Genomic DNA, 13310 nt, shown 5'->3' with positions numbered 1-13310 from the left:
AGGAGGGTTCTTCAGCCTGTTTCAGTTGATGGGGAAATCGATGTGACAGTGGTGGCGTAAGACAAGTGCTCGAAGACTGCGTAAAAAAACCGTGATTCAAAAAAATCGCCCACATGGAAAGGCCCACTTGCCGACCATTCGCACACTTGCGGAGCAAGCATCGGACGGTGCGCAGCAACAACCCGCGAGCGGTTCAAAAATGGCCACACACCAAGAGCACTTGCACGGGCCCAAGGTTCCTCGTTTGCAAAAAAAACGCCGACTTAAAATCCAGCCGACGTCTCTTCGCACGCTTCCGCGGACAACCGCGCGGTACCAAGCGCGTGTGCCGCTCTGCGGCGCGCATCCGGCTAGTTTAGCCGGACAGGCATGATCACGCAGATGAAGCTTTCGAGGGTTTTGAAGACGCCCGGGCTGATGTCGTCCTTCACCTCGAAGTAGACCTCGTCCTTGGTCAGCGCGCGGAGCGGATCCATGATGAACTGCGGGTTAAAGGCGACCTGGAGCTCGGGCCCTTCGTAGCTGATCGCCATCGATTCGTGCGACTCGCCGAAATCGGGGCTCTGTGCGGTAACTTCGAGGAGGTTGGGCGAGAGTTTGATTTTGATCGAGTTCGCCTTCTCGCTGCACACGAGCGCGGCGCGGTGCACACACTGGAGGAAGAGCTCGCGCTCCAGTTTGATGCGCTGGTGCGTCTCCTTGGGGATGACTTGCTGGTAGTTCGGGTAGCTGCCCTCGACGACTTTTGAGTAGAGGTAGATGCTGTCGATCAGGCCGTTGTCTGCTTCGTCATTGGTCGCGATCTGGAAGGCAGCGCGGCGGTCGTTGAAGTTGATTTTGACCTTGTTGCCCTTCTTGTCGAGGAGCCGGAGGAGCTCGCTCGCCGTTTTAGCGGGCAGGATGATGGCGCCTGCGCTGGCCTCGGGCACTTCCAGCTCCTTGGAAATGTGGGCGAGGCGGCGACCGTCTGTCGCGACGAGCGTGAGCTTGGCATCCGCGAAGTTGAAATAGACGCCATTGAGGATGTAGCGGGTCTCGTCGCTCGATTGCGCGTAGGAGACGCTCTTGAGCATCGTAGTGAGCTCGTCTTGCTCCAGCGTGAAGGACTTCTCTTCGCCAAACTCGGGCAGCGGCGGGAAGTCGTCTTTGGGGATACCCATGATGCGGAAGTTCGAGCCGCCGGATACGAGCTTCACCTGGTGGTTGGGCGAGGCGGCGACTGCGACATCCACGCTGGGCAGCTCGCGCACGATTCCGGCCAGGCGTTTGACGGGTAGGGTGATCGCACCGGCTTCCTGCACTTCGGCTTTGATCTGGCAGCGGATGCCGAGGTCGAGGTTCGTCGTGGTGAGCGAGATCTGGCCGTTATCCGCTTCGATCAACACGTTGCTCAAGATCGGCATGGTCGCGCGCGAGCCGACTACGTTGAGCACTTGGGCGAGGCCGTTGGCGAAGTGATCCCGGTTGATTTTGAATTTCATAGGCTGGCTAAAGATTTAGAGGTGAGCAGGGGCAATTCACAAAGTCTAAAAGAATAGGATCCTTTTAATAAAATTATCCCTATTATTATGGGCCGTGAGTAAGCCCAACAAGTGCCGGTTTTGAGAGGGAGAAGGGGAGCCTTGCGGGCTGTGAAGAACTGCCGGAAACGGGCCAATAAGTCCGGGGTTATTCACCGCAAAAAGATTTCGGCAAAGCGCACGCAGCTTACTCACAAGGTTCCTCCCAAAGGCTGGGCGAGTTCCGCCAATGGCATTCGCAGTGGCTGCCAGTGGCGGATCGTTTTTTGAAGCCGAGACCCACACTGGTTTTGTTCCTGATCGGTAGGGGTGGGCTTTCAGCGAAGGGGCTCTTCCCAGAGCGTTCGCAGCCGCTGACCCTTTGCGCTTTGCACGCGCCTGAAGTGGCGGATGAGCCCGTAGAAAATGTAGCCCAGCGTAAGGATGAGGAGGGCGATTTCCTTGAGCGCGATGACGAGCCCTGCGGCCACCAGGATCAGGATGAAGGTGCCCATCCGCGTGGTCGTTTGCAGGTCCACTTTTTTACCGCTGGGGTAGCGCACCTTGCTGACCATCAAGAGGGCAATCAGCAGCATCAGAAAGGGCAGGGCGAGTGCCCAGCGGTTGAGGCTCTTGTCGCTCTCGACGAGCTGCGTTAAGAAAAGGACGAGCGCTGCGACCGTCCCCGCAGCAGCAGGCACAGGCAGGCCGATAAAGTCCTTGCTCGAAGTGCTCGCGTTTTTGTCGGAGTCGCGACTGCGCAAGAGCAGGGGATTCGTGATGATGTTGAAGCGCGCCAGCCGGATCGCCGCGCAGAGCAGGTAGACGAAACCGACGAACCAGCCGACGTTGCGAAACCACATGAACCCCTGGGTGGGCGAGATGATGAAGAAGAACATCATCAACGCAGGCGCGACGCCGAAGGAAACCACGTCCGCCAATGAGTCGAACTCCGCGCCAAACAGCGATTCGCGCCCGCCCATCCGCGCGAGCCGCCCGTCAATCAGGTCAAAGGCTGCCGCGGCAAAAATAAGCCACACCGCCATCCGGTAATGCTCCACCGGCTGCCCGTCGAGGTAGCGCCCGTCAACCGCCGTTTCCGCGAGCCGCGCCTGGATGCAGTTGATGATCGCCATAAAACCGCAGAAGAGATTTCCGGCGGTCATCAAGTTGGGCAGGAAGTAAATCCGGCTGGCCTGCGTGACGTTGTAGGGATTGCGCGGATCGTCTGCGGAAAGAGGCGCGGCGTGCGGCGGGTTGTGCGGCGGTGCGGATTCGGCGGCAACGGAAGTCGCAGGCGCGGCGGTTTTTTCCGGCGCGTGCGGGTGGGTCGCAGCGGTGGCCGCCGCTGGCCGAGAGCTGGGGTGGTGGGGCATGGGGGAGCTCACTTTTGCGTTAAACTTTCCAGATATTTCCAGAACTTGGAGTGCTGCTCAAAGAGCTGCTCCTCGGAGACGGGCAGCTTGTTGCGCAGGAGGAAGTCTTCGAGCGAGTTCTTGTGCAGGATGTAGTGGGTGTGGAGCGTCTCGCCCTGCACCTCGAAATAAAAGCGGTAGTCGCCCGCGCGCAGCCGGTAGAACAGCGTCTCCCCGCGCTTGAAGCGGCCAAGCGGTTCGCGCGGCCGCGCAAGGTCGCCGGGCTTCAGGCTGCTGATCGGCTCAATGAGTTCGAGCTGCGCCAGAGTATCGAGCTGCTTGAGCTCGCGCAGACTCTGCTCGGAAAAAGTGACTTGATACATGGGTGCGCCAAAAAATCGGCAGCCTCAAGACTGCCCAAGACTTTCTCCCCAGCGCAAGCGGTCTTCGACCGTTTCATCGTCGCCGCCTCCACTGCGCGTGGGGCGGCAGGCAGTGCCTGCTCCCATTTACTGTAGCGTTTGCTCGTTGGGCATTTTGCCCAACGAGCAAACGCTACAGTAAGAATTGCCCGACCTCTGGTCGGGCGGAGATTTAACCCGTCAACTTTTTCGCTGCGCCCAAATGGGTTTTCGATTCATTTGCATTTGATGCCTCATTCCCAGTCGCAACGCGACTGGGGGATGGTCCGTTAAATTTGGGAATCGAGTTTCGTCGCGCAGCGACGAGGCCGATTCCCAAATTAAATGGAAGTGGTCACCGACCACCGCCCCACGCGTAGTGGAAGCCTTCGGTAACTACGTAATTTCTACGTAATGGAATGGAGCGGGGGAACTTTGCGGAGCGTATGCGTGTCGCATGCTCTGTCCCTACCTCATGGCAGTGCTAGCGGCTGTGAGGGTTGGGATTGTTCTTTGTTTGTTGTGTAAAACCCCTCTCGTGGCGCAGCGGCTGTTTTTTCATACGCTTCAGCTTCTGCACTGCGAGAGGGTGTACGCAAACAAGGGCGCCACCGGGGAGGGGAGATGCGAGGAGGGGGGAATACGGGGCGCGCAACCCGAGGCCGTGCGGGCTCGCAGGTGCGGGTGCGGATTCACCCGGCGGGCTTCATCCACTCGGGTGCGGGGGCACCGTGCAGGTGGTGCTCAAAGAAGTCCCACATGCGTTTCTGAAAATCGCGGCGGTTGGCGTAGCGCACGACCTCGTGCGTCTCGTGCGGGTAATTCACCAGCCACACGGGCTTTTCGTGGCGGCGCAGCGTGAGAAACAGCTCGGTGCTCTGGTTCCAGGGGACGACGCCGTCGCCGTCGTTGTGCATCAGGAGCAGCGGCGTGTGCAGCGTGTGCGCGTGGGCGACGGGAGAATTGGCGAGGTAGCGCTCGGGCGCGGCGGTGAGTGCGGCGCCGAGCCGGCTTTGCGATTGCTCGTACTGGAAGAGGCGGGCGCGGCCGGAGCGCCAGCGAATGCCCGCGTAGGCGCTGGTCATATTTCCCACGGGAGAGCCCGCGACGGCGGCGCGAAACCGGTCGCTCTGCGTGACGATGTAGGCGGCCTGGTAGCCGCCCCAGGACGAACCCTGGATCCCGACCCGCGCAGGATCGACGAAGCTACGAGCGCTCACCGCATCGAGTGCGGCGTGTACGCTGTCGAGCGCGCTGGGCCCGGGCGCGCCGATCTCGTAGGCGATGTCTACGAGGTACACGAGGTAGCCATTGCTCACGTAGTGGGGGATGTTGATATTTGCGCTGTAGCTCGGCGCGAAGAAGGCGTGCCGCAATGGGGAGAGGCGTTCGTAGAGGTAAACGATGAGCGGGTAGCGCTGGCTCGGGTCAAAGTGCGGCGGCTTGTAGAGCAGCGCTTTCAGCGGCGCGCCTGCGGGCCCGGTGTAGTCGATGATTTCCGGCGGGCTGCCCCAGTCGAGTGGGGCGAGCTGGGCGCGGCCATCGCTCACGCGCTGCGGCGCGGTGAAGTGGCCGTCGCTCACCCACAGGTCGGGAAACTCGTCGAAGCGCGAAGCGCTGAACAGGAGCACATCGCGGCTGTGGCTCCGGCCGGGGCCTGCATTGGCGGTTGCGCTTCCTGCCGGGGCGGGGCGGCGCGCGGCGTCGAGGTAGCGGTAGTTTTTCTCGCCCCAGAGGAGCCGTTGCGGCGGGGGCGCGTCGGCCTGCCCGGCGGGGGCGCTGTGGGGCAAGATCGCTTGCCGGAAAAAGCCGCTGTCGCGCGTGCGCTCGTCTTCGCCGCGCAGGATCAGCGGCTCGGCGGGATCGATCCCGCGCAGCCACAGGGGCGCACGCGGCTCCGGCTCGGTTTCGCTGTGTCCTTGCTGGGGAGCGACGTCTTGCAGCCGCAGGACGATCTGCTCTTTGCGGCCAAAGCCTGCGGTGAGGTTACGCGGCGCGGGCGGCGGCGGGCGGCTTTCCCATTCCTCCTGCTCTTCTTCGGCACTTAGCGGAGCGGCGACGCTGAGCTGCCACAGGTCGTAGCGGTCGTAGACGATGAACGAGCGGCCATCGGCGAGCCAGCCGCCCCAGCCGTAGGGCGGCGCGGGCTCCAGTTTATCGTGCTCTTCGTAGGCGAAGGAGACCGGCAGCCCGGCGCTGAGGTTGCGCGAATCGCCGCTCGCCAGATCGACCGCCCACCAGTGCCCCGCATCGAAGTAGGCGACGTATTGCTGGGGACCTGCTTTGGGCGAAAAATAGAGACTCGGCAGCTCCTCGTCTCCGGAGAGGCCGCGCAATTTTTTGGCGACGAGGCGGCGGGCACCGCTCGTTGTGTCGACGGCGTAAACATCGGCGTAAGTGGCATCGTAATCGCGCAGCCGCAGATAGGGCCCTTCGTCGAAAGCCAGCGCCCACAGGCCGTCTTCGCTGAAGCGCAGTTCGGAAAATCGCGTGCTGCCAATCGGCACGAAGCGCAGCGTTTCGAGATCAAGTACGCCCGGGTAGCTGCGCGTGCGCTCGACTTCGCTGAGGACGCTGCGGCGCGGGGCGATCAGGCCATCGTCCCAGCTCCACAGCTCGGGGAAGGCTTGTTCGAGCGGATCGGCGTTTGGGTCGCTCGCGGCAGCCGCGTTGCTCGTGCCGCGCGGCGATCGTGCGTCGGGCGCCTTGCCGTCCGCAGCGGGCTTGGGCACGAGGCCGACGTAGAGTTTTCGCCCATCGGCGGAGAATTCCAGGCTGCTGTGCTCGCCGATTTGCATCGTGTGCGGGAGCCCGGGAGTCGCCGCCGCAAGGACCATTGTGGGGGCGCGCTCGCCCAGTTTCCAAAGCCCCACTTCGTGGCGGCCGTCCTGGTATTTTACCAAAAACGCGGCCTGGGCCTGCCGCGCGTCCCAGGTGAGCTTGCTCAGGCGAGCCGCTCCGGTTTTGGCGGTGCGAAACAGGTGTTGGGGCTCGCCCGCGCCGCCGGGCGCGTAGGCGTAGAGGCCATTGCGATTTTGCCGCGGCGAATCGACGAGGTACAGCAGCGTGCGCGCATCGCGGCTCAGCGAGTACTCGGTCACGTAGTCAAAAGTGCGTTGCTGGCCTTTGCCGCCGACCTGCTTCGCCGCGCCCCGGCCGCGCAGCGGGCCAGTGAGGAGCTCGCGCAAAACGAGGCGGCGATTTTCCGGCGGCGGCCGGAGTGTGCCCTTCGCCGCGCCGGACGGGGCGGGGACTCGCGAAAACGGGGGGGCGCTCGTGCGGCTGGGCGGCAGCTCGGCCATTACGGGCTCATGCAGGTAGGCGATCCACGCGCCGCCACCGAGGCTCGCCTGCACCGACTGTACCTCGGGCACGAGCTCGCTGTGTCCGGCCTCAAGATCGACCAAGATCATCGGTTGGCGCAGTTTTCTGGGCGAGGTGGCCTGGGCGCGCAGCAGATCGATGCTGCGGGGCTCCCGCATGCGTGCTTCGCGCTGCGTTTGCGCCGAGGGGAAGATCAAGCTGATCAGGAATCGGCTGTCGCCAGTGAAGAGGTGCTCGACGCTTCGCGGCGGTGGCGGGCGGCCGCTGGCACTCACCCCTTGGGGGAAAGCGGGCGGTGGAGTCTCGCCCGCGTTGAGCCGGTAGCTGCGGAGCGATTTACCGGCTGGGGAAGCGGGATCGGGGAGCTGGCGGACGACGATCTCGCCATCGCCGCGCGCGGGCATGAAGCCGTAGGCGAGCCAACGCCCGTCGGGCGAGAGCGTGGGCGAGCTGATGCTGCGCCAGCTCTCGAAATCGGCCCACGCGAGCGGCCGCTTTTTTTGCGCGGTGTCCGGCGCTGCGGCACCGGCGGCTTGCGCGAGCGGTGGCGGGAGGGGCGGGGGCTGCGCGGATGTGGGGGGAGCGGCGAGTGCGAGGCCCAACGCGAGCGCGGCGATAGGGGGAAGCGCGGCGGCGGCTCGCCAGCGGGCCAAGGTCAAGGCGCGGGGCGGGGCCCAGACGGCGGAGTGGGCGCACCTCATTTGTGGCGCGCACCGGGCACCGCTCTCTGCAGAACGGTGCCGGAGAAGGAGGGAAACCCTAGTCCAGGGTGTTGAGGTTTTGGATAAAGGCATCCGCAGCGTGGGTGGATTCGTCGATTGTGCGGACGAGTGCGCCGAGCTCTTCGAGGAGGCTCTCCAGCGTCGTATTCAGCTCACTGCGGGCCTGCGCGTTGAGCCCGTGTTTTATGAACAGCACCTGATCTTTAAAGTGGACGAGCGCGGGCTCCATTTTCCCGAGGATCGCTTGCTGCGAGGCGACAAAGGTGCCGTAGCGCGCGCGCGTCGTGGCGAGCTGCCGCTCACTCAGCTCGCGCAGGGCCGCGTTTTGGTAGAGCGCGAGTTCCCTTTCCCACTCCTTGAAAAGGGCGGCGGCGGCGGTATCGACCGCGGGTAATCGCCGCGCCAGATCGCGCGTGCGCTCCCGCCCATTCTTGAGCTGGGCATCCAGCTCGGCGTGTTTTTCGCGAAGCTGCCCCGGGCTGACCTGAGAGATCGAGCCCAAGCTTGCGATTGCGCTGGCGAGCTGGTGCCGCGCTTCCTCTTGCGCGCTCTGCACATGCTGGATGCGGCGGACGAGGACGTCGCGGCGGGTCATCCCGCGCTGCTCCAGCGCGCGGTGGTAAGCGGTCGAGCAACCCGTGAGGGCGGCTCCGAAAAGTACAACAAGGGCGAGGCGTAAGAAGGCGACATTCATTTTTTAGGTTGTGGGTAAATGGGGAGGAATAGAGGCGCCAAGCTGTGCCGGTGGCACTTTCATTTACGCTCACGCGAATTGGGATATACGCAATCCATACTGTCGCTGTGCGAGGGTGAAGACTCTACTACGCACGGCGACAGAGAGTGAGCCATCGAGCGCGAATGAAGCGGAAGCTCAGCGGGGCGATTTTTTCAGTTAACCGGTTAACGCTGTTCGGACGCGGCCCAAAGAGGCCACGCTGCTGTCCCGAATCGAATTTCCTTTTCTGGCCCCCGCGCTAGCGGGGGGAGAGTACATCGCGTGTATCCCGAGTCGCGCGAGCGTAAATGGAAGTGCCACCGGCACAAAAGTGCGCAGTTCGAGTGCTCTTCCCTTGGCGGCGCCGTGAGTGCTCCCTACAACCGCCGGTTTCTTCTCTCCCCGAACCATGCCCTCCGCGCGTAAAAACACCCGTTCCCCCAAGTCGACCCTCCCGCCTCTCCGCAGCACCAAGCCAAAAAAAGCGTCGCTGCCCAGCGCCCGCGCGACACCGGCCCAGCCGCCGCCTGTGACCAAGCTCATGGCGGCCAACCGCGGCGAAATCGCCGTGCGCATTTTTCGCGCGGGCACCGAGCTCGGCCTGCGCACTGTGGCGATTTACGCGGAGGAAGACCGGCTGTGCATTCACCGCTACAAGGCCGACGAAGCCTATCAGGTCGGCCAGGGCCTCGGCCCTGTCGCCGCCTACCTCGACATCCCCGGCATCATCGCGCTGGCCAAGGAAAAAGGCGTCCAGGCGATCCACCCGGGCTACGGATTTTTGTCGGAAAACGCGGAGTTCGCCCGCGCCTGTGCCGAGGCGGGCATCGCCTTTGTGGGGCCGCGCCCCGAGCTGCTCGAAATGATGGGCGACAAGACCGCCGCCCGCAGCCTCGCCAAGCAGGCCGCCGTGCCCGTCCTCCCCGGGACGGAAGAGCCCGTGAGCGACCGCGCCGAGGCGATCAAGATTGCCGGGCAGATCGGCTTCCCGCTGATCATCAAGGCGGCCTTCGGCGGCGGCGGCCGCGGCATGCGCATCGTGCGCCACGCCGGGGAGCTCGGCCCGCTGCTCGAAGAAGCGCAGGGCGAGGCCGAGCGCGCGTTTGGAAATCCGGCAGTGTTTCTGGAAAAATACATCGCCAACGCGAAGCACATCGAAGTGCAGATCCTCGGCGACAAGCACGGCAACGTGATCCACCTGCACGAGCGCGACTGCTCGGTGCAGCGCCGCCACCAGAAGGTGATCGAGGTCGCCCCCAGCTACGGGCTGCCGCGCGAGATCATCGGCGAGCTCTGCGAGGCCGCCGTCGGCCTGGCCCGCGCGATCCGCTACGATAACGCGGGCACCATCGAGTTCCTCTACGACCTCGATACGCACCAGTGGTACTTCATCGAGATGAACCCGCGCATCCAGGTGGAGCACACTGTGACGGAGGTCATTACCGGTCTCGACCTCGTCCGCGCGCAGATCCTCATCGCCCAGGGCCATGCCCTGCACTCGCCCGAAGTCGGCATGCCCCAGCAAGCCGATGTGCCCTGCAACGGCTACGCCATCCAGTGCCGGATCACGACCGAGGATCCGGAAAACAAATTCGTGCCCGACTACGGGCGCATCCTCGTTTACCGCTCGCCCGGGGGCTTGGGCGTGCGGCTCGATGGCGGCATGGGCTACGCGGGCGCGGTCATCACGCCCTTCTACGACTCGATGCTCGTGAAGGTGATCACCAGCGGCCAGAGCTACGAACTCGCGCTCTCCCGCGCGCGTCGCGTCCTCAGCGAGTTTCGCATCCGCGGGGTGAAGACGAATATCCCCTTTCTGGAAAATGTCATCGAGCACCCGCTCTTCTGCAACGGCGCGGCCACGACGACGCTCATCGACACCACGCCCGAGCTCTTCCGCTTCGCCCCGCGCCGCGACCGCGCGACCAAGCTGCTGAACTACCTCGGCGACATCATCGTAAACGGCCACCCGCAGGCCAAGGGCTACCGGCCCGCCGCGCCCCTGCGCCCGGCCACACTCAAGCCGCCGCCCGAAAGTGCAGCGTGTTTTCAGGAGCGCTCGACTTTGATCGCTGAATCAGGACCTGCCGCCAACGAGCGGCACGCCCAGAAAACAAGTCGAGCGACTTCGCGCCAACTGCTCCTGGAGCTCGGCCCGCGCAAGTTTGCCGACTGGGTGCGGCGCCAGAAGCGGCTCCTCATCACCGACACCACCTTTCGCGACGCGCACCAGTCGCTCATGGCCACGCGCGTGCGCAGCTACGACATGCTCGCCAGCGCGGGCTACCTCGCGCGCTACGCACCGCAGCTCTTCTCTCTGGAGATGTGGGGCGGGGCGACCTTCGACACCGCCATGCGCTTCCTCGACGAGGATCCCTGGGAGCGCTTGCGCGAGCTGCGCACCCGCGTCCCAAACATCTGCTTCCAGATGCTCTTCCGCGGGGCCAACGCCGTCGGCTACTCCAACTACCCCGACTCCGTCGTCGCCGGCTTCGTCCGCCACGCGGCCGCCAGCGGCATGGATATTTTCAGGATCTTCGACTCGCTCAACTACCTGCCCAATCTCCGCGTCGCGATGGAGGCCGTGCACGACACACACGCCATCTGCGAAGGCACGCTATGCTACGCGGGCGACATCCTCGACCCGCGCCGCGACAAGTTTTCGCTCAAGTACTACGTGCGCCTGGCGAAGGAGCTTGAGCGGATGGGCGCGCACATGATCGCCATCAAGGACATGGCCGGGCTGTGCCGCCCTTACGCCGCGCACAAACTCGTCAAAACGCTGAAAGCCGAAGTCGGCCTGCCGATCCACTTTCACACGCACGACACCAGCGGCGTGGCCTCCGCCTCCGTGCTCCAGGCGAGCGCCGCCGGAGTCGATGTGGCCGATCTCGCCATCGCCTCCATGTCGGGCAGCACCTCGCAGCCCAACCTCAACTCCATCGTGGCCGCGCTCCAGCACACCCCGCGCGATACCGGCCTGGACCTGCCCGCGCTCGACGCCTACTCCGACTACTGGGAGCAGGTCCGCGAGTACTACCGCCCCTTCGACACCGCGCCCAAAACCGGCAGCGCCGAAGTCTACCTACACGAGATGCCAGGCGGCCAGTACACCAACCTCAAGGAGCAAGCCGCTGCGATGGGCGTCTCCCACCGCTGGCCCGAAATCGCCCGCACCTACGCCGAGGTGAACACCCTCTTTGGCGACATCGTAAAAGTGACCCCCTCCTCAAAAGTCGTGGGGGACATGGCGCTGTTCCTCTTCTCGCGTGGCATCAAACCCGCCGATGTCGTCAACCTGCCCGCTGGCGAAACGCCCTTCCCCGAAAGCGTCATCGACATGCTCCAGGGCGGCCTCGGCTGGCCCGAAGGCGGCTGGCCCCACGGCGTGTGGCGCGCCGTACTCGGCGAGAAAAAGTTTAAGGCCGCACAAGCCAGGTACCGCGCCGAGATGGCGAGCAACAAACGCTCGTCGCGCGCCAAGACAGGAGGGCCTGCGACCCACGCCCGCGAACTCGGGAAACTCCGCACCGAGCTCTCCGCAAAACTCCGCCGCGAGGCCGATGACGACGACCTCTACTCGCACCTCATGTACCCGCAGGTCTTTGCCGAGTTCGACAAGCGCAGTCGCGCCCACGGCAAAGTCGCCGCCCTGCCCACGCCCGCCTTCTTCTACGGCCTCCAGCCTCAGGAAGAAATCTCCATCGAGATCGAGGAGGGTAAAGTCCTCATCGTGCGCCTCATCAGCGTCAGCGAGCCCGACAAGGAAGGCCGCCGCACCATCACCTACGAGCTCAACGGCATGGCGCGCGAAGTCCTCGTCGCCGACAAAAGCCTCGCCGCGCAAACCCGGTCGCGCCCCAAGGCCGACCTCGCCGATCCGCTCCAGGTCGCCGCGCCCATCCCCGGCCTCATCGTCACGCTGAGCGCCTCCGTCGGTGCCAAAGTCAGCAAAGGCGACCGCCTCTTCATGATGGAAGCCATGAAAATGCAGACCAGCGTCTACGCCTCCGAAGACGGCACCGTGGCCGAGCTCCACGCCGCCGTGGGCGACACCGTCGAAGCCAAAGACCTGATCGTCCGCCTAGCCAAGTGAGCCGAGCAATAAAGGCGCAGGCGCAATCCGCGTCCTGCTGGCCGTAGGCCGTCGCCTTGCCCGAGGTCGGCTGCCGCGCGCCCGCGCCCGCAGCTTGTGGTGCGGCCTCGTTCCGGCAGCTCCCGGTTCCAAAACCGTAGTTGAAATGGGGCCACCCGCGCGGGCGCTTCGTTTGGTTTACGGGTTGAGGAACAAGAGCGAGGCAGCAGCGGAAAGGCCGGGAAGTGAGAGACGGCGCGGGCTGGGTTTGGAGTGGCATTTCCAACACGGCTCGTTGGCAGTCCGGTTGACGTTGCAGCTTTCCTCCGCAGAGTGCGCACCCATGAAGACGGCTACTCGTGCAAATATGCGAACGGTTACAAAGGTGATCAAAATGGGCGACTCGAAAGCCGTGCGGCTGCCGCGCGAGTGGAAGGGCAGAGCCAAGGAACTCGTCGTAGAACTCCAGGATGATGGGGAAATTCTTCTCTACGATCCGGTCGAGCGGGAAAAAGCCTTCGAGAAACGCTTGGCCGCACTGCGCGCCTTTAGCGAAGGCCCTCCCCTCGACCTCGAATTCGAGCGACCATGGTAAAGAGGCGCATTTACTTCCCCGATACCAATGCGCTGTCGGGGTTCGCAGCGCGGCGCGATGAGCATTTGGTGGAGCTGATCGAGCGGCATCGCTCAGCACTTAGATTGTCCGCAGTCGTGTGGTTTGAGCTCTGCTACGGTGCAGAAAAGAGGAAGGACCAGCTGAAGTTTGAAGCGCGTTTGGAGGAGCTGCGGCACTTGATTCCGAAGGTGGAGCCATTTGATGAAGTGGCCGCTCGCGCTGCCGCCAGAGTGAGGGCTTATCTTGCGAATCTGAAGCCTAACGCGCAGCCGATCGGGCCCCTCGACTGCTTGCTCGCAGGCCACGCACTTGCGCTCGGTGCCACTGTAGTGACCAACAATGTCCGCGAATTCTCCCGAGTTCCCGGCCTCTTGGTCGAAGACTGGCAAGACACTCTCGGCTGAGCGAACACTCAGGCCACTAGCACCCAGCTTCGCTGGCGGCCCGGACGTCTCGCAAAGGGTGCGTAGGAATCGGGAGAGGGAGTTTTGCTAAGTTGGGGAGGAATAAGCGGGGCCAGATTCAGTTTAAGCCGTGAGGTGTAGCACAGAGTCTTGCGCCTCTATGGCTTATTCTCTTCTCACAAAATTCTCGGTGAGCGCG

The 13310-nt window shown here is 63.8% G+C and carries 8 protein-coding genes; 3 read left to right on the top strand and 5 right to left on the bottom strand.

The features are described from left to right. Positions 1–350: 350 nt before the first annotated feature. The 5 genes from dnaN to AXK11_RS08670 all read right to left on the bottom strand — a co-directional run bounded on the left by dnaN (position 351) and on the right by AXK11_RS08670 (position 7995). Complete coding sequence (gene dnaN, locus AXK11_RS08690; protein ID WP_068631295.1) at positions 351–1481, bottom strand: DNA polymerase III subunit beta; 1131 nt, start codon at positions 1479–1481, stop codon at positions 351–353. Positions 1482–1837: 356 nt separating this feature from the next. Further along, complete coding sequence (pssA, locus tag AXK11_RS08685) at positions 1838–2875, bottom strand: CDP-diacylglycerol--serine O-phosphatidyltransferase (RefSeq protein WP_082781066.1); 1038 nt, start codon at positions 2873–2875, stop codon at positions 1838–1840. A gap of 8 nt (positions 2876–2883) precedes the next feature. Further along, a complete protein-coding gene (locus AXK11_RS08680) occupies positions 2884–3237 on the bottom strand; it encodes a type II toxin-antitoxin system RelE family toxin (RefSeq protein ID WP_068631293.1) in 354 nt (117 codons plus the stop codon). 710 nt (positions 3238–3947) lie between these two features. Beyond that, positions 3948–7232, bottom strand: a complete 3285-nt coding sequence (locus AXK11_RS08675; protein ID WP_197456863.1) for an alpha/beta hydrolase family protein — start codon at positions 7230–7232, stop codon at positions 3948–3950. Between the two features lie 106 nt (positions 7233–7338). Beyond that, on the bottom strand, positions 7339–7995 hold the full coding sequence (locus AXK11_RS08670) for a DUF2959 family protein (protein WP_068631290.1): 657 nt from the start codon (positions 7993–7995) through the stop codon (positions 7339–7341). 562 nt (positions 7996–8557) lie between these two features. Between AXK11_RS08670 and AXK11_RS08665 the strand changes: the two genes are divergently transcribed. From AXK11_RS08665 to AXK11_RS08655, 3 genes are all read left to right on the top strand, one after another. After that, positions 8558–12112, top strand: a complete 3555-nt coding sequence (locus tag AXK11_RS08665; protein ID WP_068631373.1) for a pyruvate carboxylase — start codon at positions 8558–8560, stop codon at positions 12110–12112. A gap of 346 nt (positions 12113–12458) precedes the next feature. Further along, on the top strand, positions 12459–12686 hold the full coding sequence (locus AXK11_RS08660) for a hypothetical protein (protein ID WP_156469292.1): 228 nt from the start codon (positions 12459–12461) through the stop codon (positions 12684–12686). Continuing rightward, a complete protein-coding gene (locus AXK11_RS08655; protein ID WP_068631286.1) occupies positions 12680–13111 on the top strand; it encodes a PIN domain-containing protein in 432 nt (143 codons plus the stop codon). The genes AXK11_RS08660 and AXK11_RS08655 overlap by 7 nt, the downstream gene beginning before the upstream one ends. Positions 13112–13310 lie beyond the last annotated feature (199 nt).

The sequence above is a fragment of the Cephaloticoccus primus genome (genome assembly GCF_001580015.1).
GTDB classification, from domain to species: domain Bacteria; phylum Verrucomicrobiota; class Verrucomicrobiia; order Opitutales; family Opitutaceae; genus Cephaloticoccus; species Cephaloticoccus primus.
The sequence above is the reverse complement of the archived record's forward strand: the minus strand, read 5'-3'. Positions and strand labels throughout refer to the sequence as shown.

What these genes read in the sequence shown, in the direction of transcription:
- dnaN (WP_068631295.1), bottom strand. Translation starts at nt 1,481, where the DNA reads ATGAAATTCAAAATCAACCGGGATCACTTCGCCAACGGCCTCGCCCAA.
- pssA (WP_082781066.1), bottom strand. Translation starts at nt 2,875, where the DNA reads ATGCCCCACCACCCCAGCTCTCGGCCAGCGGCGGCCACCGCTGCGACC.
- AXK11_RS08680 (WP_068631293.1), bottom strand. Translation starts at nt 3,237, where the DNA reads ATGTATCAAGTCACTTTTTCCGAGCAGAGTCTGCGCGAGCTCAAGCAG.
- AXK11_RS08670 (WP_068631290.1), bottom strand. Translation starts at nt 7,995, where the DNA reads ATGAATGTCGCCTTCTTACGCCTCGCCCTTGTTGTACTTTTCGGAGCC.
- AXK11_RS08665 (WP_068631373.1), top strand. Translation starts at nt 8,558, where the DNA reads ATGGCGGCCAACCGCGGCGAAATCGCCGTGCGCATTTTTCGCGCGGGC.
- AXK11_RS08660 (WP_156469292.1), top strand. Translation starts at nt 12,459, where the DNA reads ATGCGAACGGTTACAAAGGTGATCAAAATGGGCGACTCGAAAGCCGTG.
- AXK11_RS08655 (WP_068631286.1), top strand. Translation starts at nt 12,680, where the DNA reads ATGGTAAAGAGGCGCATTTACTTCCCCGATACCAATGCGCTGTCGGGG.